Genomic DNA, 19301 nt, shown 5'->3' with positions numbered 1-19301 from the left:
TGTTTTTGTACTTCACCAATAAAAAAGCGTTATTGCTTAAATAAGTTTGTCACACTAGGCAATGATTGATACTTATTATTTGTATTCGTTGCAACGCAAGATTTGATCCCATGAAACTGTGGCAGCGCAATTAAAAACTGCTGTCAATCAGCTGATTAGCTCAAACAGATAACCTATCCGTGCAGAACATTTTGTATATAGTCAATTGCATTTCAATTCATGGAATAGGGGATCTGAAATAGCGTGCTAACAGCCAATCGAGCTTCGAGGCAAATACTTGACGATCAGCCTGGTTAAAGGGAGAGGCTCCTCCAATATTTACTCCGCTGTTACGTAATTCTTCCATAAAATTACGCATGGTAAGGCGTTCCTTGATGTTGTCGGTGGTGTAGAGCTCACCGCGCGGGTTAAGGGCATGACCGCCCGCTGCAATTACCTGTGCCGCAAGCGGAATGTCAGCAGTGATGACCAGATCACCTGCTTGCAGTGCCAATATGATCTTGTTATCCGCCACATCAAAGCCGCCTGGTACCTGTTGCGTCTTGATATAAGGTGAGGGTGGAACACGTAGCGGTTTGTTGGCAATCAGTGTGGTCACAATTTGGGTGCGTTCTGCTGCACGAAACAAAATTTCCTTAATGGCGACAGGGCAAGCGTCAGCATCTACCCAAATTCTCATCGATTAATGCCCACGCTTGCCTGAATAGTTGCTTGATTTTGGCGAAAACCAGGTGGTCTGGGGCATGGCTTGATGGCGTGCAGCTTCAGACATTTTTTGAGCAGGTTGTTTCTTGGGTGAGTTTTGCGCATTGTCTGAGCGCTGCTGAGTACCGGCTGGTTTTGAGCGGGGGGTAGGGTTTGAGCTGTGTTGTCTGGGTTGCTTGGGTTGTTCCAGGCGTTCATATTTCGCGCGACTATTGACTGCTTGCTTAGCGCGCTCTCCTGCTTTGCGGGAGGTCTGATTCGGCTTGTTACCTTGGTTGATGGCGCGTCGTTGTTGATTCGCTGGCCTGGGTGCTTCAGGTTCAATTTTGGCAGGTGCGACAAAGCCTGGGGCAGTTGTTTTGGGAAGCTCACGTTTTATCAGTCGTTCTATGTCGCGGAGGTGTTTCATTTCTTCACGGTCTACCAGCGATATCGCAGCGCCAGGGCTACCTGCACGGCCAGTGCGGCCAATGCGGTGCACATAATCTTGAGGTACATTCGGCAGTTCAAAATTTACCACTTGCGGCAGTTGGTCGATATCCAGCCCGCGTGCAGCGATATCGGTTGCAACCAGCACCTGTACGGTTCCCTGCTTGAATTGGGATAATGCTTTGGTGCGAGCGCCTTGGCTTTTGTTGCCATGAATCGCGGCAGCTTCGATCCCATCTTTGATCAGCTTTTCTGCCAAGCGATTGGCGCCATGTTTGGTTCGGGTAAAAACCAGCACTTGCTGCCAATTATGATATTTGATCAGATAACTCATCAGATCACGCTTATGGCTTTGGTCCACTAAATGCACCGATTGCTCGACCAGCTCTGACGCAGTGTTGCGATGTGCCACTTCAACAAAAGTTGGGTTCCTTAGCAGAGTAGCAGCCAGCGCCCTGATTTCATCTGAGAAGGTGGCAGAGAACAGTAGGCTCTGCCTTTGTTTAGGCAGCAATGCAAGAATTTTTTTAATATCGTGGATGAAGCCCATATCCAGCATGCGATCGGCTTCATCCAGCACGAGGATCTCAATCCCAGATAAATCCAGTGTTCTCTGGCCAACGTGATCGAGCAGACGGCCAGGGGTGGCGACCAGGATATCCAGTGGCTTGCGCAAGCGCATAATTTGCGGGTTGATACTTATTCCGCCAAATATGACGCTGGAAGTAAGCGATAGATATTTGCCATAAGTTTTGACCGATTCTTCTACTTGTGCGGCTAGTTCGCGCGTGGGTGTCAAGATTAAACAGCGTGGACGGCCTTTTCCTAAACTGGTAGCTTTTTTCTGACTCAGTAATTGCAAGATGGGTAATGTGAAGCCGGCAGTTTTCCCGGTACCGGTTTGCGCGCCAGCAAGCAGATCGCTACCGCACAATATTTGCGGAATAGCTTTGAGCTGGATAGGGGTGGGCGTGATGTAGCCAGCGTCGGCAATCGCGCGCAAGATGGGCTTACTTAATCCCAGCTCGTTGAAAGGAGAGGTGATAAGGGTTGTTTTTAGAGTTTTTGATTGAACAAACAAGGTAATACTCCTGCGACGGCCTGTTACTCATAAGTAGCACCAATCGAGGCAGACGAATAAAGGATCAGTAATAGTCGACATCAAAAAATATCGGACTGATCATTAGATGAGAAGAAAGACCGCTGCAGTGATTGGTTAGATGCAGGGACTTTGTATTATACGGACTTGCAGAACAAAAATGGATTTATTTCCATAAATTTGGTAAAAACCCACGTCTTTAGACGGTGACTTTGGCTTTAAATATGCTGACTCATGCGCGCTTAGCTTGGAGCGGATAGATGACTTTAGTTGTCTGCACCAAGCTGCGCTAACCCATCTACTTTTAGTAGATTTTCTTACCCGAATTGCTTGTTGCTACACAGCCTTTGAATTATCGGCTTTAATATGGAAGCAGACGCAAGCTCTTTTAGAGGGCTACTGCAACGCGTTGAAGGGATGTTAAATTGGTGGGTATGCCTCAGTAACCCTATGTGTCAGGATACCTTTCACCGCAGTTGAAACCTAAAAACTTGAAGGGCGAAGTGAGAGGACATGAAGCAAAAGAGTTATTCAAAAGAATTTAAGGAATCAGTCATCAAGAAGATGATGCCACCCAATGCGGTATCTGTTCCCCAATTGTGTAAAGAAACAGGCGTATCTGATGTTACGCTGTATAAATGGAGAAAAGAATACAGGAATAGGGGGATCGCAGTGCCGGGAGATAACAGTAAAGCAGATGACTGGACAGCAGAAGATAAGCTGGCGGTTGTAATAGAAACAGCTGGTTTGAATAGCGCACAACTGAGTGAATATTGCTGCAGTAAAGGGGCTTGTACTCAGAACAGATTGATCAATGGAAAACGGCAGCACTGTCAGGGTATCAACGCCATGCCCAGGCTGAGAAAGAAAAGAATCGCTATCGTCAGGAAGAGCGGAAGCAGATAAAGCGTCTGGAAGCTGAACTCAGACGCAAAGAAAAAGCACTGGCAGAAACAGCCGCGCTGCTGGTGCTGTCAAAAAAGTGCGAAGCCATCTGGGGGGTGAGCGAGGAAGATTGATCTGCGCGCAGGATCGTCAGATGGCCATACAATTAATAACAGAAGCAGTGAATCAAGGTGTACGGCAACGATTGGCCTGTGAGGTGATCGGCATCAGCAGCCGCACGCTGCAATACTGGCATCACATTGGCCTGGAAGATCGTCGGCAGATAGTCGAGAAAACGCCTGCCAATAAACTCAGTGAGCAGGAAAGAAAGCATATCCTCGACGTTTGTAACAGTAAAGAATTCTGCAGCCAGACACCTAAACAGATTGTCCCTGCCCTAGCAGACAAAGCTATTTATCTGGCGTCAGAAAGCAGTTTCTACCGCATTTTACGTAATGCTGGCCAATTGCATCGCCGAGGCCGTACGGCCAATCCAGACACGACAAAGAAACCGACAACCTATATGGCAGATGGACCCAATCAGGTGTGGTCATGGGACATTACCTATCTGGCCAGTACGCTCAAAGGCGTATTCTTTTACCTGTATCTGTTCATGGATATCTATAGTCGTAAAATTGTAGGCTGGGAAGTCTATGAGAATGAATCATCGGAACGAGCTGCTGATGTTTTGCGAAAAACCCGGTTGACTGAAGTATTACCCATCCACCAGAAGGTGGTATTACATTCAGATAATGGCAGCCCGATGAAAGGGGCCACCATGCTGGTAACAATGCAGAAGCTGGGTGTTGTTCCATCATTCAGCCGCCCTTCGGTGAGTAACGATAATCCGTATTCAGAGGCATTATTCAAAACTTTGAAATATACACCTGCTTATCCATCCAAACCTTTTGAAAGTCTTGACGAGGCACGCCAATGGGTGCTGCATTTTGTTGACTGGTATAACCACTGTCATCGCCATGGCGGCATAAAATATGTGACACCAACACAGCGCCATCATGGTGATGATGTGACTCTTCTTGAACAGCGAAAACGTCTCTATGAGGAAGCGAAAAAGAAGCATCCGGAACGTTGGTCAGGCGAAACCCGAAACTGGTCACACGAATCAACAGTCAGGCTTAATCCCGGTAATACGCAACCAAAAACCACGATGGAAAAGGTTGCTTAAATAATGTATTCAGGCGAAAAGTATGTTGACACCTACCGGTAACGTTCCCTTTTTTCCGGCTTTGAATTGATGGGCTGGTTAAGCATACATCAAACGACCCTTGGGCTCTGGGATAGGGCGACCAAGCTCACGAGCAGTTTGGAGCCATTCCTCGATCACGATTTGTGCATTGGATGCTGCCTGCTCGTAGGTCTCACCATCGGCCATACAACCAGGTAATTCCGGAACCTCCACAACAAATGTCCCATCCTCTTCGCTCCAATAGATGATTAATTCATACCTAATCGACATTCTTTTCTCCTAATCGATACTTCAACAGGATATTTCTGATCTGTTTCACCTGGTATGCCTTAGCCTTACCACTTTTAGACTGGAGATTGATAATTTCATCAACGTCATTTCGAGCAAAAATGTGATGGCCGCCCTTCACTCGCTCTTCGAAACCCAAACGGACAAGTAGCTGGCATACCATAGCAAATTCTATATTCGAATCAGCGCTACCCGCCAAAATTTTTTCGCGAAGCTTTGAGTATTTTCCCATTTAAAAAATCATAATGGCTAAGTGGCACTAGCAGAGGCATAAAATGAATAGTGCTTATACATCACTTTTCCCAAGCTTGTAATAACCACTATTCAATCGACAGTGGATAAACATTGCTGAACTAAACTAGAGGAAAGGGCGCTAATGGGGATTGTAAGTCTGCGGAAAGAAAAGTCAACTGCCAGATGTGATGAGTGAATAGTTTGAATGAGTACGGGAAAGGCGGGGGAGGGGACACTACCCTTTAATATATATTAGGGTCTACCATCCCGCATGAATTCCAATCTACATACGTGTCTCAGGTATTTTTCAGAGCTGATTATGTAAATGGTAATCATTATTTTTCTTGTTTATTAAAATGGTTTTTTAATATACTGTCACTAAGAGTAGGGGAATTGATTTAAAACGTTTTAAGAGGTTGGAAAAGTCTATTCTGTGTCCTAATCGTTATATTGAGTGGTACTTGATTCTCGCTGATCCATTTGATGGATAGTTACGCCAACACGTAGTTTCGCTAAAATTTCCTTTTAACGGAATTCGTGAGAATCATTTTCTTGATTCTGCGTTTCGTCCCTCTTACGTTTAAGGCACTCTTTACGATTTCTTCTAGAGCCTCTGATGCTCGCAATGATGCAAGTAGGATTACCAATAATTTAAGTGGGATTACCTATGGTAAAGGAGCGCTTATGAATGGTAATAAAGAAATATTGCTCGGAGAAATTCTTGCCCAAGGTGGTTGGACAATGGTGCCGCTCTATGTGTGTTCGATCGTTGCGCTTGCCGTGTCCATTCGCAAACTCATAGAGTACCGGGCATTACACCTATCCGATCTAAGCTGGTTCGAAGAGGTACTAAATCTTACCCGTTTAGGAGATTTCAATGCGGTGAGCAGGGCTTGTAATCACCATTCTCACCCTGCCGCTCGCGTGGTATGCGCCGCTGCGAAGGCACTCACGGAACGGCCTGAGCTTGCAGAATCTGAGGCTAGACGGGTCGCCACCCTACAAATACAGAAGCTGGAAAAGAACCTTTCACTGCTCTCCTTTATCGCTCAGATTGCGCCACTCCTTGGCCTGCTCGGTACGGTATTTGGGATGATCAAAATGTTTATGGACCTTCAGGAAGCCGGTAATTCCAGCATCAATCTCTCAGACCTTTCGTCGGGAATCTGGGAGGCATTAGTAACGACGGCAGCCGGCCTGACGATTTCAGTGCCGACCCTTGCTATCCATGACTATCTTTCAAGTCGTTTAGACAATGTTCGTCTTCACTTGGGTGACATTATACAGAGCATCTTCTACGTTGCACCCAGGAACGAAGCCAAACCGGAGGTGACAGATGGATTTTGAAACTCGGCAACGCACATCACCCACAATCAACCTCACGCCCTTAATTGATTGTATATTTACCCTGGTCATTTTTATTATTCTTGCTGCTAATTTTCAACGGATTCAGACGCTCGATATCTCGGTTCCAGAAGCGGAATCATCTAATGAAGCGGAAATTGAATCTCTGGTGATCACCATACCTGTCACGGGCACAATTAAGGTTGAGAACGAGGAGATTGAATTAAGCGGGCTTAAGCATGAGCTGCAATCAAAGATATCGCGTTACCAGACAGTGCTTTTAGTGGCGGATCGATCAGTACCGGTGCAGCGGCTCGTGCAGATCTTAAGTGATGTTCAGGTAGTCGGATTTACATCAGTGAGTATTGCGACTCAGAAGCCTGAAGCTGAAGCGCCATGAATCAGCTGCACGGTTGGCCTATGCCAATCTTGGTGACATGTCTTGTGCATAGCGCAATCACAATGTTGCCCATTAATTTGGTGCAGAAAAATGATCGGATAGAGGACGAAACTATCACGTTTAGATTAGTATCACTCCCCCAAATCGCCCCCGCAACCCAAAGTGCTCCCTCACCTCTTATAGGGCAACCGTTATATCGGCCGGAGAAGAAACCCTCAGCACCCAAGCAAATTCATCAGGAGAAAACAACTTCTGTTGTGTCAAGACCATCGAAAGCGATTGCCCGAGCATCCGGCAAGGCTAAGGAGAAAACGACATTACCGCAACCTACAGACGGTCAAGAATCATCCAGTGCTGCAAATGTAGCCATGGCAGGGCACCCAGGAGCTGGTGGAGGATCCGGAGCAGGATCCGGTACGCAAATGCCTTCTGGTCCAGTTATGTTGTCTTCAGAACTATCGGTTATCTGCCCAGTCATGAATTCCCCTTCCTATCCTTCCCGGTCGCGCATACTTGGCGAGCATGGTAAATTAATGCTAAAACTGGAATTGGATGAAAGTGGTCGCGTTAAAAAGGCGCAAGTTACTAACAGCAGCGGCTACTCTCGTCTAGATGAGGCCGCTATTACTGCAGTTAAAACCTGGCGATGTAAACCTCCCTTGCAAAATGGTCAGCCAGTACCTGTTATTGCCTTTCAACCATTTAGCTTCGTATTAAAAGAATAGATTTATAACAAGAATAGGGGACATGCATTAGTCGGTCTGTGTCATCCACAAATTCAATGGTAGACCCTAAAAATATGTGCGTTTTCAGCGCTGTCGGCTCCATGCCTGTGTGATGATGCTCCTCACCGAACTACCAAGGCAATCGCGCTTAAATTATCCCAGGGATTCCTCAGGGTTAGACCTTAATTTGACACTACCGCTTGCTCTTTTCCGCCTGCTTCACAGCCCGACTTACGGTAGCATAACTCACGCCAAAATGCTCACCCACTTGAGCGAGCGTATAGTGTCCGCTTAAATACGCCTGAGCCATACCTTCATCACGGTTTTTATAGCGATCAACAAAAAAGCTCAGTGATTTGATGGGGGCTTGTTTTTGCTTTCTGGGTATATCTTTGAGTGATTGTTCAGATTTAAGCTTGCGTTGCATATCATTGATAAAATTATCATCACCTAAATAAATCTGGTTCTTCAACCACTGCCAGGGGGAAGGTTGCTCTTTGCCGGCCCTAACAAAACCTCGATAGCGTTGCTGCGCGACACGCTTTGTTTTATCAAATCCAGCGAGAATCCATTCAGTAGTTAAACAGGCATCATTTTTCTCATATCCAGCCGTTGCGCGATAACTGCTCCAGCGCCACGCTTTGGCGCTTCGCACCATCTGTGCCCGCACCGGATTCAAGGCAATGTAACGCGCCAATTCCAGCAGATAGGCATCTTTCTGCACCAGGATGGCTTTGAAACGGCCTTGAAATACGTGGCCAACACGCTGATGCTGCCGATTGAAATATGGCGTGTAAGTGCCGTTGAGATACTTCATTCCCTTGGACAGGGTGGGAGAGTTGGTTTCAATTAATAAATGGTAGTGATTGTCCATGAGACAATAGGCATGGCAATACCAGTCATAACGATTGACTGTGTTCTGTAGCAACAGCAAAAACTGTTGACGATCAATATCATCATGATAGATATTTTCCCGTGCGTTGCCGCGTGCTGTCACATGATACAGCGCTCCAGCAAATTCAATGCGTAAAGGTCTTGCCATCTGTGCATGCTATGTGAATTTAAACTTGTTGAAGGTTAAAATATTAGGGTAGTGATGTCAATTGTAAGGCCTGACTCTAAGGGTTGGGTTTAAGGGTTGCTATAGGCAAAGGTCGAGCTAGGAAATGAGAATATGAGAACGATAAAAATAATCCTGTTTATAGTAATTTGTGCTTTTATGTCTTCAGTATATGCTCAATTTTCTCAAGACATTACAAAAGAAATGACTAAAGCATCACAGGAAGCAGTTGCCGGTTACAAAAAACACGGGGTATATGGCATGATTGAGAAAGTAGCGAGGTGTTATTCTCGACTTTCAGATAAAATGCTTTATTGTAGCTATATTGACTTAGCATCAAAGTATATTGAATTAACAGCTTCGCAAGCTAGAGGATATCCGCCAAGTCAATTTTTTTCTGACGAATCATTTTCTGACAGAACGAGTGAAATATTCGAAAAAGCAGGCTTGGATAATGGACAGGGTGACATACTTCTAAAAATTATCTCGCCAGAAATAAACAAGCTAGTTGATATTGAGTTATCGAAATCAACTGGTTGATACCGCTGACTATCACTCTATCAAGATATATTCTGTCATTATCATCATTTGACACTACTGATCAATACGGATATATCCCGTCCAGGTGCTGAACACATTTTTTTCATAGGCGGATAACCGCGCCCGATAGAGAAGCGGTTTTTTTACCTCGAAGTTTTCATATTGGCCTGTTATTCCAGCAAGGCTCTATTCAGTAGTTAAACAGGCAGCGTTTTTTCATATCCAGCGGTTGCGCGATAACTGCTCCAGCGCCACGCTCTGGCACTTCGCACCATCTGTGCTCGCACCGGGTTCAAGGCAATATAACGCGCCAATTCGAACAGATAGGCATCTTTCTGCACCAGGATGGCTTTGAAACGACCTTGAAACACGTGGCCAACACGCTGATGCTGCCGATTGAAATATTGCGTGTAAGTGCCGTTGAGATACTTCATTCCTTTGGACAAGGTTGGAGTATTGGTTTCAATTAATAAATGGTAGTGATTGTCCATGAGACAATAGGCATGGCAATACCAGTCATAACGATTGATCGTGTTCTGTAGCAACAGCAAAAACTGTTGGCGATCAATGTTGTCATTATTGAATATCTTCCCGTGCATTGCCGCGTGCTGTTACATGATACAGCGCCCCGCCAAATTCAATGCGTAAAGGTCTTGCCATTTGTGCATTCTATATAGATTTAAACTTGTTGAAGGTTAAAATATTAGGGTAGTGATGTCAAATGTAAGACCTGACCCCATAGGTTGTTGCTTGATCCTGATGGGTGACTGGTGCGATTGACATCATCATAATTTGAAGCAAAGGGTGCGAGGAATTTCAGCAAAATGTTTAGCAAGGGTGTTATGGGTAGTTATCTTATCGCCGAATGGCGAGAATTTTGTTCGTGCTCTTGACTTAGGACGGCTAATGGGTGACCCCAATTTTTTTCGTAGACACGCCCATATTGCGCTAATGAATCCTTGTGTACGTATGGCCCTCGACTACTCTTGTGACTTGACCGATTGAAGTTGCTTTAACAATTTATGCTATCCTTTCAATCGGAACTCCGATTTTGTTCAAGCGCCTAATCTCTCGTATCTGATGGACGCTTAACCGACCAGGAGCACCACATATGATCCTTGTAGCGTATTCTTCATCTTTCCAGAGATCAGCGACTATAAGGTTTGGCACTCCGAGTCTTGGATGGGACTTGGAAAAGTCGTTAATGGCCCTTTCCCTCTCTTCAAGAGAAATGCCTAATCGATCCGTAATACGATGCTCGTGGAGAAATTTTAAGCCCTTAAATCCGCCCGGTATCATATTTAGTGAATTTCCTGCGGCCATGCATTCGTCAACCATTAGTTCTTCCCAATCCATTACCTCCTTATAAGAGAGATTAAGAACCACCAACTCCGAGGAGAGGCCAACGTCCGCACGTCCTTGGTATTCACGCCACGCTTTGTGAAAGGACTTGTTGCTACCGCTTCTAACTTCCGAAAGATGTTCTCCCATTCGTTTAAGCCAATTTCTGTTTGTCACTCCGTAGTAGAAGTGTTGATGTAGTGGGATTCCATTTTCACTTTCGCCTGACAACGGAATTCCATTCTCATCAAGAAAGCAGATGCTATGAGAATATCCCATATATCCGCTTTCAACATCTCCCCAACCTTTCATAATGGCTTGCATCGGTATACTAATCAGCCACTGGGTAGATTCAGGATACTTGATGAGAATATGTAAAACTACACGCTGATCTTCTTTGCGCCTCCTATCTGGCGCATCTTTAAATCGAAGCTGTATAGCAGTCGTCGCCCTTTGTACTCCGAGTTCAACTGTATGAACAACATTTACATCCAAATTCAACAGGCTAAAGCTCGGGCGATTCTTCTTGTTGAGGTTATGGGCTAGCAGGCGATCTGGGATTGCTTTCTCTTCATTAGAAGAGACATCCGTGTGATCATTAATGCCAACCAGCCAAGCGTCGAGATGCTTGGCAAATGAAAACAGATTGTCTGGGTAATAGTTACCGAGAATCTTTTGTAAGGAGTGTATATCGATATATTTAAAGGCCGCACCCATATATCTGACCATTCATTTCGTGAAGTTTGACATCCGCGTAGCTTTACCTGACCCCCTAACGTGAAGCTAAGGGGCGCGTCGCTTTTTGGCGCGTCCCGCTTGAGCGCAGGGTTAGACGAGTTACCCAATTTGCTTGCATAGCGGCGGCAAATGAATTGTTTGTAAATATACTTCAACTAATGAAGTAGCCACTGCTGGATGAATTGCAATAATGCCGATTTTTACCTTCCCGTCGCTAATCAACTGAGAATAGTTTTTTGCTATACCCGCTTGAAATTTACTATTTGGGAACACCCTCCATCCATTATCTAAAACTTTTGGTGTTTGAAGGTGATCCCATATTCTCTCGTGAAGATTATTCGTTGTTGCCTTTCCGATGTATAGAACTTCTTGGTCTTCCGAGGTTATGAAATAAATGCCGGATTTGTTACCAACGCCATCACCTTTGACCGGAACAGGAAGGTTTCTCTGATCGACCCAATCACCTATAACCGGCTTTTCAGCAGGAACGAAATGCTCGGAAAACACGACCTCTTCAAATTTTGCACTTAATAATACACGCAAGTCAGTTAAGTGATTTATCAATTCTTGATATTTCATTTTCGATGCCAAAGCAAATTTGACCGTCTAACTAGAATTAGACCTCCGAAATGACGCAATATATTACGTCAAAAATGACATCTAACACGGTGAGTTGCATGTTATTTCCTTATGTTTTATATAATTGCATCGATTTAGCTCTCATCATAACAAACTTTGTTAGATCTACAAATATGATGAATAGATCATGTCTTTTGGATTAGGGGCGTGACTAACTCAAACTTAGGCATCGCGGTTATCGAGCCAAGCAATTTTATATACCTAAATAAAAGCGTCAAATTTTTTTCACAATAAGCATAAACAGCAGCCAGAGATGAGAGAGAATGGATATTGAGCCGCTTCATTCTTGTCACCCCTTAAAACTTGACACCCATTCCCTAATTCTGTAGTCTGCGCGCCACTTACCTCAGGTGCCTTCTTGAAGTTTTTATCTTGAACGTTAAACGGGAAGCTGGTGCGCTCTGATTCGATTCAGGCAATGCCAGCACTGCCCCCGCAACGGTAAATGGGTTAGCGATCTACATCATGCCACTGTGTATTGACATGGGAAGGCGTAGATCAGGAATATATTCCGCTCATGAGTCCGGAGACCGGCCTGAAGTAAATTCGATGTTATTGCGGAGGGCGATAACCGGCACTTCGATCGGCTTTCCTTAAAACCGATCTGTTGGCCTATTTCTGAATTCCTCTGCAAAACAGACTTGTTAACCTGACAACGCGCGGGTGTGCGCGGAGGAATGAGATCATGCAAAAATGCCGGTTATCGGCAATGGCTGTGCTATGGCTAGGTGCAGCTACGACTGCCGCTACCACTGTCTTGGCAGAAAATATCGATCATCAAGGAAAGCCCATTATCGTCACCGCCACACGTACTGCACAGACGACAGAAGAATCGCTTGCTTCGGTGACGGTGATCTCACGCAAAGATATAGAACGCCAACAGGCAAGATCACTTGAGGATTTGTTCCGCGGTGTACTGGGCATCAATGTTCACAATAATGGTGGTCCGGGTAAAGGCACTTTTCTGCAGATGCGTGGGACTGAATCTGATCATGTGCTGGTATTAATCGACGGCATCAAGGCAGGATCGGCCACATCAGGAACGACGGCCTTTGAAAATATCCCTGTTGAACAGATTGAGCGCATTGAAATTGTGCGCGGTCCGCGTTCCAGTTTGTATGGCTCCGAAGCAATCGGTGGTGTCATTCAGATTTTTACCCGCAAGGGGGTGGGTGAGGGGATTAAGCCAAGCTTTAGTTTTGGTGGGGGTAGCTACACGACGTTCAATGGTTCGGTCGGTCTTTCAGGCGGTGGCAAGCAGGGCTGGTTCAATATGACAGTAAGTGGTATTGGCACGAGCGGTTTTAATGCCTGCACCGGCTCGGCTACTGCGGGATGTTTTACCGATGAACCTGATCCGGATCGGGATGGTTATCGCAATGTGGCCGGTTCTGCCCGCGCAGGATATCGTTTCCAGAACGGATTGGAAATCGAGGGTAATTTTATGCATTCAGCGGGCAAGACAGAGTTTGATGGCAGTTTTGTCAACAAAGCTGTTATAGCACAACAGGTTTTCGGTGGCTCTGCGCGTTTCTCGCCTTTCGATTTCTGGCGGGTAAATATCATTGCAGGTCGTAGCCGGGATGATGCGGATAATTACCTGGGCAAGGTTTTTATGACGCGCTTTGATACCACGCGTGACACCATTACCTGGCAAAATAATTTTATGCTGAATCAGAATCATCAATTGACAGTGGGTACGGATTATCAGCATGATCAGGTCAACAGCACCGAAGCTTTTACCGTGAACTCACGCAGTAATTGGGGTGTTTTTGCCCAGCATCTGGCCTCTCTTGCTGCACATAATGTGCAGTTATCGCTGCGGCATGATGACAATCAGCAATTTGGTAGCCGGGTTACCGGGGGCGCTGGCTGGGGTTACGCCATTACTGACAAGGTACGTCTGATTGCGAGTTTTGGCAGTGCTTTTAAAGCGCCTACCTTTAATGAGCTCTTTTTTCCAGGCTTTGGTAATGCCAATCTGCGCCCCGAGGAGTCACGCAGCTTTGAATTTGGTGTACGTGGCAGCCCTGACTGGGGTAATTGGTCATTAAATGTATATCAAACCCGCATTGATGAGTTAATTGCGTTTGATGCCAGCATCCTGGCGCCAGCTAATATCGATCAGGCGCGTATCCAAGGACTGGAAGCTGTCCTCGGCACAAAGATTATGGGCTGGCAATTGAATGGCAATCTGACTTTCCTGGATCCTGAAAATCGCTCATCCGGGCTCAATAAGGGTAATATATTACCCAGACGGGCAGAACAGACATTTCGCCTGGATATTGATCGCCAGTTTGGTCGATACAGGGTAGGGGCCATGTTTCTGGCTGAAGGCGAACGCTTCGATGATATAGCCAATACACGCAAACTTGACAGCTATGTGAAATTTGATTTACGCGCTGAATATATAATGAGCAAACACTGGCGTCTACTGGGTCGAATTGAAAATCTGTTTAATGAACACTATGAAACGGCAGCCTTCTTCAACCAGCCGGGGCGTAATTTCTTCGCTACTTTACGTTATCAACCTTAACAAGGAGTCAAAAATGTTTACTTTATCCACTCGCAATCAAATGGGTATCGGTCTAGCACTGGTATTACTGATGATCATTACCCGCGGCCATCATTTTGTCTCATTGCATAATCTGCCGGATGCTTCCTGGCTCATTTTCTTTCTGGCCGGTGTCTATTTACGTTCAGCCTGGCCATTACTGGGTTTTCTGGCGCTTGGCGGCTGGCTCGATTTTGCAGCTTATACCTGGGGGGGTGTCAGCGGTTTCTGTTTGACGCCAGCTTATGTGTTTTTATTGCCTGCATATATTTCACTATGGCTGGCTGGTCGCTGGTACGCGCATCGTCATCAATTTTCCTGGCGCACCTTGATGCCACTTTCCCTCAGTATGATGATAGGTTTAATGTTGTGCGAATTATTTTCCAGTGGGGGTTTCTATTTTTTCTCCGGCCGTTTCGAGTCCACGACATGGGTTGAATTTGCAGAGCGATCAATCAAGTATTTCCCGATGTATATTGAATCATTCCTGATTTATGCCGGAATTGCAGTGGTCATTCATGCTGCATTGGTAGCGCTACGCCAGCAATTCGATTCCTCTAACACCTCGGCAGGCTAACACCATGTCAGATTCTGGAGAAGATCGTGAAAACGAAACTGCGTGCCATTGCATTCCCCCTCAACCGGAGGGTAAAAAGGCAGAGTCAGAACGGGAAAAACGCTACCGCGAGCGCATGCAGCGCAAGAAAGAAGTCATCGATGCTGCTATCGCGCGCGCAGATCAGAATAAAGGCTTGTTGCTCATTCTTACCGGCAATGGAAAAGGCAAATCCAGCTCGGCATTTGGTATGCTGGCACGCGCGCTGGGGCATGGCATGCGGGTAGGAGTCGCGCAATTTATCAAAAGCCGTACTGATACCGGCGAAGAAGCTTTTTTCCGGCATCAGGAGAATGTGATCTGGCATGTTCTGGGGGAAGGCTTCACCTGGGACACGCAGGATTTGGCTCACGATAGCGAAACGGCGCAACGCGGCTGGGCGATTGTGCAAGAAATGCTGCGTAACCCCGCCCTGGATCTAGTCGTGCTCGATGAATTGACCTACCCAATCAAATTTGGCTGGCTGGATTTAACCATGGTGCTGCATGATTTAAACAATCGCCCGCCCATGCAACATGTGGTCATTACTGGACGTGCTGCTCCCGATGCACTTTGTGAAGCAGCTGACACCGTCACTGAAATGCGCGATATCAAACATGCTTATCGGGCTGGCATCCAGGCGCAAAAAGGGATTGATTTGTGAAACAGTGCCCAGCGCTACTTGTTACGGCACCAGCGTCAGGGCAAGGTAAAACAACCCTTACTGCCGCACTTGCCCGATTTCATCGAAATCAAGGACGAGAAGTACGTGTATTCAAGGTTGGCCCGGATTTTCTTGATCCGATGATTCTGGAGCAAGCTTCTGGCTATCCAGTTTATCAGCTGGATCTGTGGATGGGTGGTCAATCACATTGCCAGCAGCTTTTATATCAGGCTGCTTCTACTGCAGATTTGATTTTAATCGAGGGCGTCATGGGGCTCTTCGATGGCGAGCCATCCAGTGCCGATCTTGCGGTAGCATTTGGCATTCCAGTGTTGACAGTCATTGACGCGACTGCAATGGCGCAAACTTTTGGTGCGGTAGCCCATGGACTGGCAACCTTTCGCCCTGACTGCAGAATGATCGGTGTATTGGCCAATCAAGTTGCAAGCTCTGTTCATGAAGAAATGCTCAAAGAGAGCTTGCCAAAAGAGAGCTTGCCAAAACATTTGTCATGGCTTGGCTCACTCCCACGCCATGTCAGCGGTGAGTTACCCAGCCGTCACCTGGGTTTAGTCCAGGCAAACCAAATTAATCATTTGGATCACTATCTGGAGCAATTAGCTGAATATATAGCTTTGACCAGCTTACACGAACTGCCGCCTGCCATAACCTTTATGGCACCGGAGGATTTACCTACGATCATGCCAGCGCTCAAAGGAATACGGATTGCAGTCGCTTCCGATGCCGCGTTTAGTTTTGTTTATCAGGCTAATCTGGATCTGTTAAACGCACTGGGTGCGCAACTGAAATTTTTTTCACCACTGGACGATACTTCACTGCCTGAAGCAGATAGCCTTTATCTGCCCGGTGGTTATCCAGAGTTACACATGGAAAGACTTGCGGCCAATCAAAGCATGCATCAAGCCATTCATGTCCATTATGCGGCGGGTAAGCCGATTCTTGCTGAATGTGGTGGCATGCTCTATCTGCTTTCAACCCTGACAGATCATCATGGCAAAACAGTTGATTTATTAAATTTGTTTTCAGGCAAAGCGACTATGCAGCGCAATCTGGTTAATTTAGGTCTGCATTCAGTCAGATTTCCCCAAGGAGAGTTACGCGGACAAACTTTTCACCATTTACATTTGGAAACAGCCATTCAGCCCTCAGCATTGACACAACCAGCAAGAAAAGGGCTTCGGCCTGAAGCAATATTTAATTCAAGACGTTTAACCGTTTCCTTTATGCATTGGTACATGCCTTCAAACCCGACTGTCACAGCTGCATTATTTTCACCATGAACCCCCATGCCTTCGGCGAATTAGAACGAGACGCCATCTATCGGGTGATAGCCGAGCGCCGCGACATGCGTCATTTTATTCCTGGTTCAGTGGATCCGGTTGTGTTGAAGCGCTTGCTCGCTGCCGCACATCAAGCACCCAGTGTAGGTTTGATGCAGCCTTGGCGGTTCGTACGCATTACTGATCCTCAGCTGCGCAATGCTTTAGCTTCCCTGGTAGAGGAAGAGCGTGTTCGCACTGCAGCAGCACTGGCTGAGCGAGGTGATGAATTCATGCGCCTGAAAGTGGAGGGCATTCGTGAATGCGGCGAACTGCTGGTGGCTGCCTTGTGCGACCAGCGTGAACAGCATATTTTCGGCCGCCGTACTTTGCCGGAAATGGATCTGACTTCGGTGGCATGCGCTATTCAGAATTTATGGCTGGCTGCCCGTGCCGAAGGCCTGGGTATGGGTTGGGTTTCATTATTTGATCCGATTCAGCTTGCTGAGTTATTGCATATGCCAATAGGCAGTAAACCGATCGCTATTTTATGTCTGGGTCATGTCGAAGCATTTTATCCTGCGCCGATGTTAAAGCTGGTAGGTTGGGCAGATGAGCGCCCATTGGATGAATTAGTTTTTCATAACATCTGGGGCAACATTGAAAAATGAGCACCTTTCTGGTTGTTCTGATTGCATTGCTACTGGACGCATGGCTGGGAGAGCCTCGTCGGTTCCATCCATTGGTAGGGTTTGGCAAGTTAGCAGAATTGACTGAACGCTATTTTTACGCAGACACCAGGATGCATGGCAGCATGGCTGTGCTGTTGTTGGTTGCCCCCTTGATCTTGCTTACGGCATGGATTGATTTTACTCCCTGGCATGTTGTTATCGATGTGCTCGTGTTGTATCTAGCGATTGGCTGGAATAGCCTGGGTACACATGCCAAAAGGGTAGAGCATGCTTTGTTGGCAGATAATCTGGTAGCTGCACGCCAACAGGTAGGCTTGTTGGTGAGCCGCGATACAGCTGAGCTGAATCATGTTGCTGTCACGCAAGCAACTATTGAGTCCGTTTTGGAGAATGGCAATGATGCCATCTTTGGCGCCATTTTCTGGTTTGTCTTGGCCGGTGCTCCTGGTGTTATTGCCTATCGCCTGATCAATACATTGGATGCCATGTGGGGTTATCGCAATGAGCGCTACCATCATTTTGGTTGGGCAGCAGCGCGACTGGATGATTACTTGAATTTCATTCCGGCTCGGCTGACTGCTCTCAGCTATGCGCTAACTGGCCAAGCACGTCATGCCCTGATATGTTGGCGCACTCAGGGAACCATCTGGAAAAGTCCTAATGCAGGGCCAGTCATGGCGGCAGGCGCAGGTAGTCTCAGTCTTTCACTCGGTGGACCTGCCTGCTATCACGGCAAATTGGAAGCCCGCCCTCTTTTGGGAACAGGACAGAAGCCTGAGATCCGCGATATTGACCGCGCATTAGCCTTGATCAAACGCGCATTAATCCTCTGGCTGCTTATTATCTGCGCAGGAGAATGGTTTCTTGGACGCCTGGCAGCAACATAATCACCATGGCCCATTGCATCATGGCGGGCGACTACGCGCGGCAGCGACGCACTTTGCTATCCCATTGGAAAATTGGCTTGATCTTTCAACTGGCCTCAATTCCAATGGCTGGCCTGTTAGAACACCGCCTGCATCCAGCTGGACGCGATTACCAGAAGAGGAGGATGAACTGAATGCTGCGGCCAGTCGCTATTATGGAGCAGGTTTTCTCTTGCCAGTGGCAGGTTCACAAGCGGCTATCCAGTCATTGCCACAACTGCGCGCACCTTCCCGTGTCAGCGTGCTGAACCCCGGCTATGCGGAACATGCCCACGCATGGAAACGCAATCATCATACGGTCTCGGCGGTATCACCTGAGCAGATAGATGCAGTTTTACTCGATACGGATGTCCTGATTATTATCCACCCGAACAATCCGACAGGTGTCACCTTTCCAATCAGCCAGCTACTCAACTGGCATGCTCAACTAGCGCAACGTGGCGGCTGGTTAATCGTGGATGAAGCCTTTATCGATGCCACACCGGAATTGAGTATTGCCTCTCATACGACGAAGCCTGGTCTGATTGTATTGCGCTCTTTAGGTAAATTCTTTGGCTTGGCGGGTGCACGCGTAGGCTTTGTCTGTGCCCACCCGCAATTATTAATAGCACTGAATAACCTGCTTGGCCCCTGGACAGTGAACGGACCGGCACGCTGGATGGCCATACAAGCGCTGCAGGATAAAAACTGGCAGGAAAAAACCCGCCAGCGACTGTTGCAGGATAGTCGACGCTTATATTCATTATTAAGCCAGCATCATCTCACCCCACACGGAGGTAGCGCCTTTTTTCAATGGGTATGTTCAGCAAAAGCGAGTGATATCTTTGAGAAACTCGCCTGCCAGGGTATCCTGACTCGACTCTTTACTGAGCCAAGCAGTCTGCGTTTCGGTCTGCCCACTACTGAAGCTGGATGGCAACGGCTGGACAGAGCACTGGCTCAAATTTAACAGCACC

The 19301-nt window shown here is 46.8% G+C and carries 19 protein-coding genes, 1 pseudogene and 1 riboswitch; of the genes and pseudogenes, 12 read left to right on the top strand and 8 right to left on the bottom strand.

All coding sequences use genetic code 11. From position 1 onward, the window contains the following. Positions 1 to 217: 217 nt before the first annotated feature. Positions 218 to 679 (bottom strand): YaiI/YqxD family protein, encoded by a 462-nt coding sequence (locus AAW31_RS04185; RefSeq protein ID WP_046849289.1) that lies wholly within the window; start codon positions 677 to 679, stop codon positions 218 to 220. Positions 680 to 682: 3 nt separating this feature from the next. Then, positions 683 to 2215 carry a DEAD/DEAH box helicase gene (locus tag AAW31_RS04180; RefSeq protein ID WP_046849288.1) on the bottom strand — a complete coding sequence of 511 codons (1533 nt, stop codon included), beginning with the start codon at positions 2213 to 2215 and terminating at the stop codon, positions 683 to 685. Between the two features lie 531 nt (positions 2216 to 2746). On the opposite strand from AAW31_RS04180, the pseudogene AAW31_RS04170 reads away from it, so the two are divergent. Beyond that, a pseudogene (locus tag AAW31_RS04170) lies at positions 2747 to 4304 on the top strand (IS3 family transposase). Between the two features lie 78 nt (positions 4305 to 4382). Here AAW31_RS04170 and AAW31_RS04165 read toward each other — a convergent pair. Continuing rightward, the gene (locus AAW31_RS04165; RefSeq protein WP_046849287.1) at positions 4383 to 4595 is read right to left on the bottom strand and encodes a type II toxin-antitoxin system HicB family antitoxin; all 213 of its coding nucleotides are present in this window, start codon (positions 4593 to 4595) and stop codon (positions 4383 to 4385) included. Further along, entirely contained in the window at positions 4585 to 4845 is a 261-nt protein-coding gene (locus AAW31_RS04160; protein ID WP_046849286.1) for a type II toxin-antitoxin system HicA family toxin, read from the bottom strand. The genes AAW31_RS04165 and AAW31_RS04160 overlap by 11 nt, the downstream gene beginning before the upstream one ends. A gap of 686 nt (positions 4846 to 5531) precedes the next feature. Between AAW31_RS04160 and AAW31_RS04155 the strand changes: the two genes are divergently transcribed. Genes AAW31_RS04155 through AAW31_RS18710 form a run of 3 tightly spaced genes read left to right on the top strand, consistent with a single transcriptional unit; the run spans position 5532 to position 7316 of the window. After that, a complete protein-coding gene (locus AAW31_RS04155) occupies positions 5532 to 6194 on the top strand; it encodes a MotA/TolQ/ExbB proton channel family protein (RefSeq protein ID WP_052752063.1) in 663 nt (220 codons plus the stop codon). Then, positions 6184 to 6591 carry an ExbD/TolR family protein gene (locus AAW31_RS04150; RefSeq protein WP_046849285.1) on the top strand — a complete coding sequence of 136 codons (408 nt, stop codon included), beginning with the start codon at positions 6184 to 6186 and terminating at the stop codon, positions 6589 to 6591. The genes AAW31_RS04155 and AAW31_RS04150 overlap by 11 nt, the downstream gene beginning before the upstream one ends. Next, entirely contained in the window at positions 6588 to 7316 is a 729-nt protein-coding gene (locus AAW31_RS18710) for an energy transducer TonB (RefSeq protein WP_052752062.1), read from the top strand. The genes AAW31_RS04150 and AAW31_RS18710 overlap by 4 nt, the downstream gene beginning before the upstream one ends. Positions 7317 to 7509: 193 nt before the next feature. Here AAW31_RS18710 and AAW31_RS04140 read toward each other — a convergent pair whose 3' ends face one another. Next, on the bottom strand, positions 7510 to 8358 hold the full coding sequence (locus tag AAW31_RS04140; RefSeq protein ID WP_046849284.1) for a transposase: 849 nt from the start codon (positions 8356 to 8358) through the stop codon (positions 7510 to 7512). Between the two features lie 132 nt (positions 8359 to 8490). Between AAW31_RS04140 and AAW31_RS04135 the strand changes: the two genes are divergently transcribed. Further along, positions 8491 to 8916 (top strand): hypothetical protein, encoded by a 426-nt coding sequence (locus AAW31_RS04135; protein ID WP_046849283.1) that lies wholly within the window; start codon positions 8491 to 8493, stop codon positions 8914 to 8916. Between the two features lie 197 nt (positions 8917 to 9113). On the opposite strand, the gene AAW31_RS21700 is transcribed toward AAW31_RS04135, so the two are convergent. The 3 genes from AAW31_RS21700 to AAW31_RS04120 all read right to left on the bottom strand — a co-directional run bounded on the left by AAW31_RS21700 (position 9114) and on the right by AAW31_RS04120 (position 11574). Next, positions 9114 to 9515: a transposase gene (locus tag AAW31_RS21700; RefSeq protein ID WP_052752061.1), complete on the bottom strand. Its 402-nt coding sequence runs from the start codon at positions 9513 to 9515 to the stop codon at positions 9114 to 9116. 421 nt (positions 9516 to 9936) lie between these two features. Further along, positions 9937 to 10974 (bottom strand): hypothetical protein, encoded by a 1038-nt coding sequence (locus AAW31_RS04125; protein ID WP_052752060.1) that lies wholly within the window; start codon positions 10972 to 10974, stop codon positions 9937 to 9939. A gap of 120 nt (positions 10975 to 11094) precedes the next feature. Then, entirely contained in the window at positions 11095 to 11574 is a 480-nt protein-coding gene (locus tag AAW31_RS04120) for a GIY-YIG nuclease family protein (protein ID WP_052752059.1), read from the bottom strand. Between the two features lie 391 nt (positions 11575 to 11965). After that, positions 11966 to 12187, top strand: a riboswitch (cobalamin riboswitch). A 132-nt stretch (positions 12188 to 12319) separates the two neighbouring features. On the opposite strand from AAW31_RS04120, the gene btuB reads away from it, so the two are divergent. The 7 genes from btuB to cobD are packed head-to-tail and all read left to right on the top strand — an operon-like array spanning position 12320 to position 19294. Further along, the gene (btuB, locus tag AAW31_RS04115) at positions 12320 to 14170 is read left to right on the top strand and encodes a TonB-dependent vitamin B12 receptor (protein WP_144412837.1); all 1851 of its coding nucleotides are present in this window, start codon (positions 12320 to 12322) and stop codon (positions 14168 to 14170) included. A 13-nt stretch (positions 14171 to 14183) separates the two neighbouring features. Then, positions 14184 to 14765 carry a hypothetical protein gene (locus AAW31_RS04110; RefSeq protein WP_046849282.1) on the top strand — a complete coding sequence of 194 codons (582 nt, stop codon included), beginning with the start codon at positions 14184 to 14186 and terminating at the stop codon, positions 14763 to 14765. A gap of 4 nt (positions 14766 to 14769) precedes the next feature. Continuing rightward, entirely contained in the window at positions 14770 to 15447 is a 678-nt protein-coding gene (cobO, locus tag AAW31_RS04105) for a cob(I)yrinic acid a,c-diamide adenosyltransferase (RefSeq protein ID WP_082110334.1), read from the top strand. Then, positions 15444 to 16748 (top strand): cobyrinate a,c-diamide synthase, encoded by a 1305-nt coding sequence (locus AAW31_RS04100; RefSeq protein WP_046849281.1) that lies wholly within the window; start codon positions 15444 to 15446, stop codon positions 16746 to 16748. The genes cobO and AAW31_RS04100 overlap by 4 nt, the downstream gene beginning before the upstream one ends. Next, entirely contained in the window at positions 16745 to 17398 is a 654-nt protein-coding gene (gene bluB, locus AAW31_RS04095; protein WP_046849280.1) for a 5,6-dimethylbenzimidazole synthase, read from the top strand. The genes AAW31_RS04100 and bluB overlap by 4 nt, the downstream gene beginning before the upstream one ends. Then, positions 17395 to 18306, top strand: coding sequence for an adenosylcobinamide-phosphate synthase CbiB (gene cbiB, locus AAW31_RS04090; protein WP_046849279.1), 912 nt, complete (start codon positions 17395 to 17397; stop codon positions 18304 to 18306). Before bluB ends, cbiB begins: the two co-directional genes overlap by 4 nt. Continuing rightward, on the top strand, positions 18284 to 19294 hold the full coding sequence (cobD, locus tag AAW31_RS04085) for a threonine-phosphate decarboxylase CobD (protein WP_235264493.1): 1011 nt from the start codon (positions 18284 to 18286) through the stop codon (positions 19292 to 19294). The genes cbiB and cobD overlap by 23 nt, the downstream gene beginning before the upstream one ends. Positions 19295 to 19301: the final 7 nt, after the last annotated feature.

The sequence above is a fragment of the Nitrosomonas communis genome (assembly GCF_001007935.1).
Classification (GTDB): Bacteria; Pseudomonadota; Gammaproteobacteria; order Burkholderiales; family Nitrosomonadaceae; genus Nitrosomonas; species Nitrosomonas communis.
Note: the sequence above shows the minus strand (reverse complement) of the source record. Positions and strands in the feature narration are given on the sequence as shown.

What these genes read in the sequence shown, in the direction of transcription:
- AAW31_RS04185 (WP_046849289.1), bottom strand. Translation starts at nt 679, where the DNA reads ATGAGAATTTGGGTAGATGCTGACGCTTGCCCTGTCGCCATTAAGGAA.
- AAW31_RS04165 (WP_046849287.1), bottom strand. Translation starts at nt 4,595, where the DNA reads ATGTCGATTAGGTATGAATTAATCATCTATTGGAGCGAAGAGGATGGG.
- AAW31_RS04160 (WP_046849286.1), bottom strand. Translation starts at nt 4,845, where the DNA reads ATGGGAAAATACTCAAAGCTTCGCGAAAAAATTTTGGCGGGTAGCGCT.
- AAW31_RS04155 (WP_052752063.1), top strand. Translation starts at nt 5,532, where the DNA reads ATGAATGGTAATAAAGAAATATTGCTCGGAGAAATTCTTGCCCAAGGT.
- AAW31_RS04150 (WP_046849285.1), top strand. Translation starts at nt 6,184, where the DNA reads ATGGATTTTGAAACTCGGCAACGCACATCACCCACAATCAACCTCACG.
- AAW31_RS18710 (WP_052752062.1), top strand. Translation starts at nt 6,588, where the DNA reads ATGAATCAGCTGCACGGTTGGCCTATGCCAATCTTGGTGACATGTCTT.
- AAW31_RS04140 (WP_046849284.1), bottom strand. Translation starts at nt 8,358, where the DNA reads ATGGCAAGACCTTTACGCATTGAATTTGCTGGAGCGCTGTATCATGTG.
- AAW31_RS04135 (WP_046849283.1), top strand. Translation starts at nt 8,491, where the DNA reads ATGAGAACGATAAAAATAATCCTGTTTATAGTAATTTGTGCTTTTATG.
- AAW31_RS21700 (WP_052752061.1), bottom strand. Translation starts at nt 9,515, where the DNA reads ATGCACGGGAAGATATTCAATAATGACAACATTGATCGCCAACAGTTT.
- AAW31_RS04125 (WP_052752060.1), bottom strand. Translation starts at nt 10,974, where the DNA reads ATGGGTGCGGCCTTTAAATATATCGATATACACTCCTTACAAAAGATT.
- AAW31_RS04120 (WP_052752059.1), bottom strand. Translation starts at nt 11,574, where the DNA reads ATGAAATATCAAGAATTGATAAATCACTTAACTGACTTGCGTGTATTA.
- btuB (WP_144412837.1), top strand. Translation starts at nt 12,320, where the DNA reads ATGCAAAAATGCCGGTTATCGGCAATGGCTGTGCTATGGCTAGGTGCA.
- AAW31_RS04110 (WP_046849282.1), top strand. Translation starts at nt 14,184, where the DNA reads ATGTTTACTTTATCCACTCGCAATCAAATGGGTATCGGTCTAGCACTG.
- cobO (WP_082110334.1), top strand. Translation starts at nt 14,770, where the DNA reads ATGTCAGATTCTGGAGAAGATCGTGAAAACGAAACTGCGTGCCATTGC.
- bluB (WP_046849280.1), top strand. Translation starts at nt 16,745, where the DNA reads ATGAACCCCCATGCCTTCGGCGAATTAGAACGAGACGCCATCTATCGG.
- cbiB (WP_046849279.1), top strand. Translation starts at nt 17,395, where the DNA reads ATGAGCACCTTTCTGGTTGTTCTGATTGCATTGCTACTGGACGCATGG.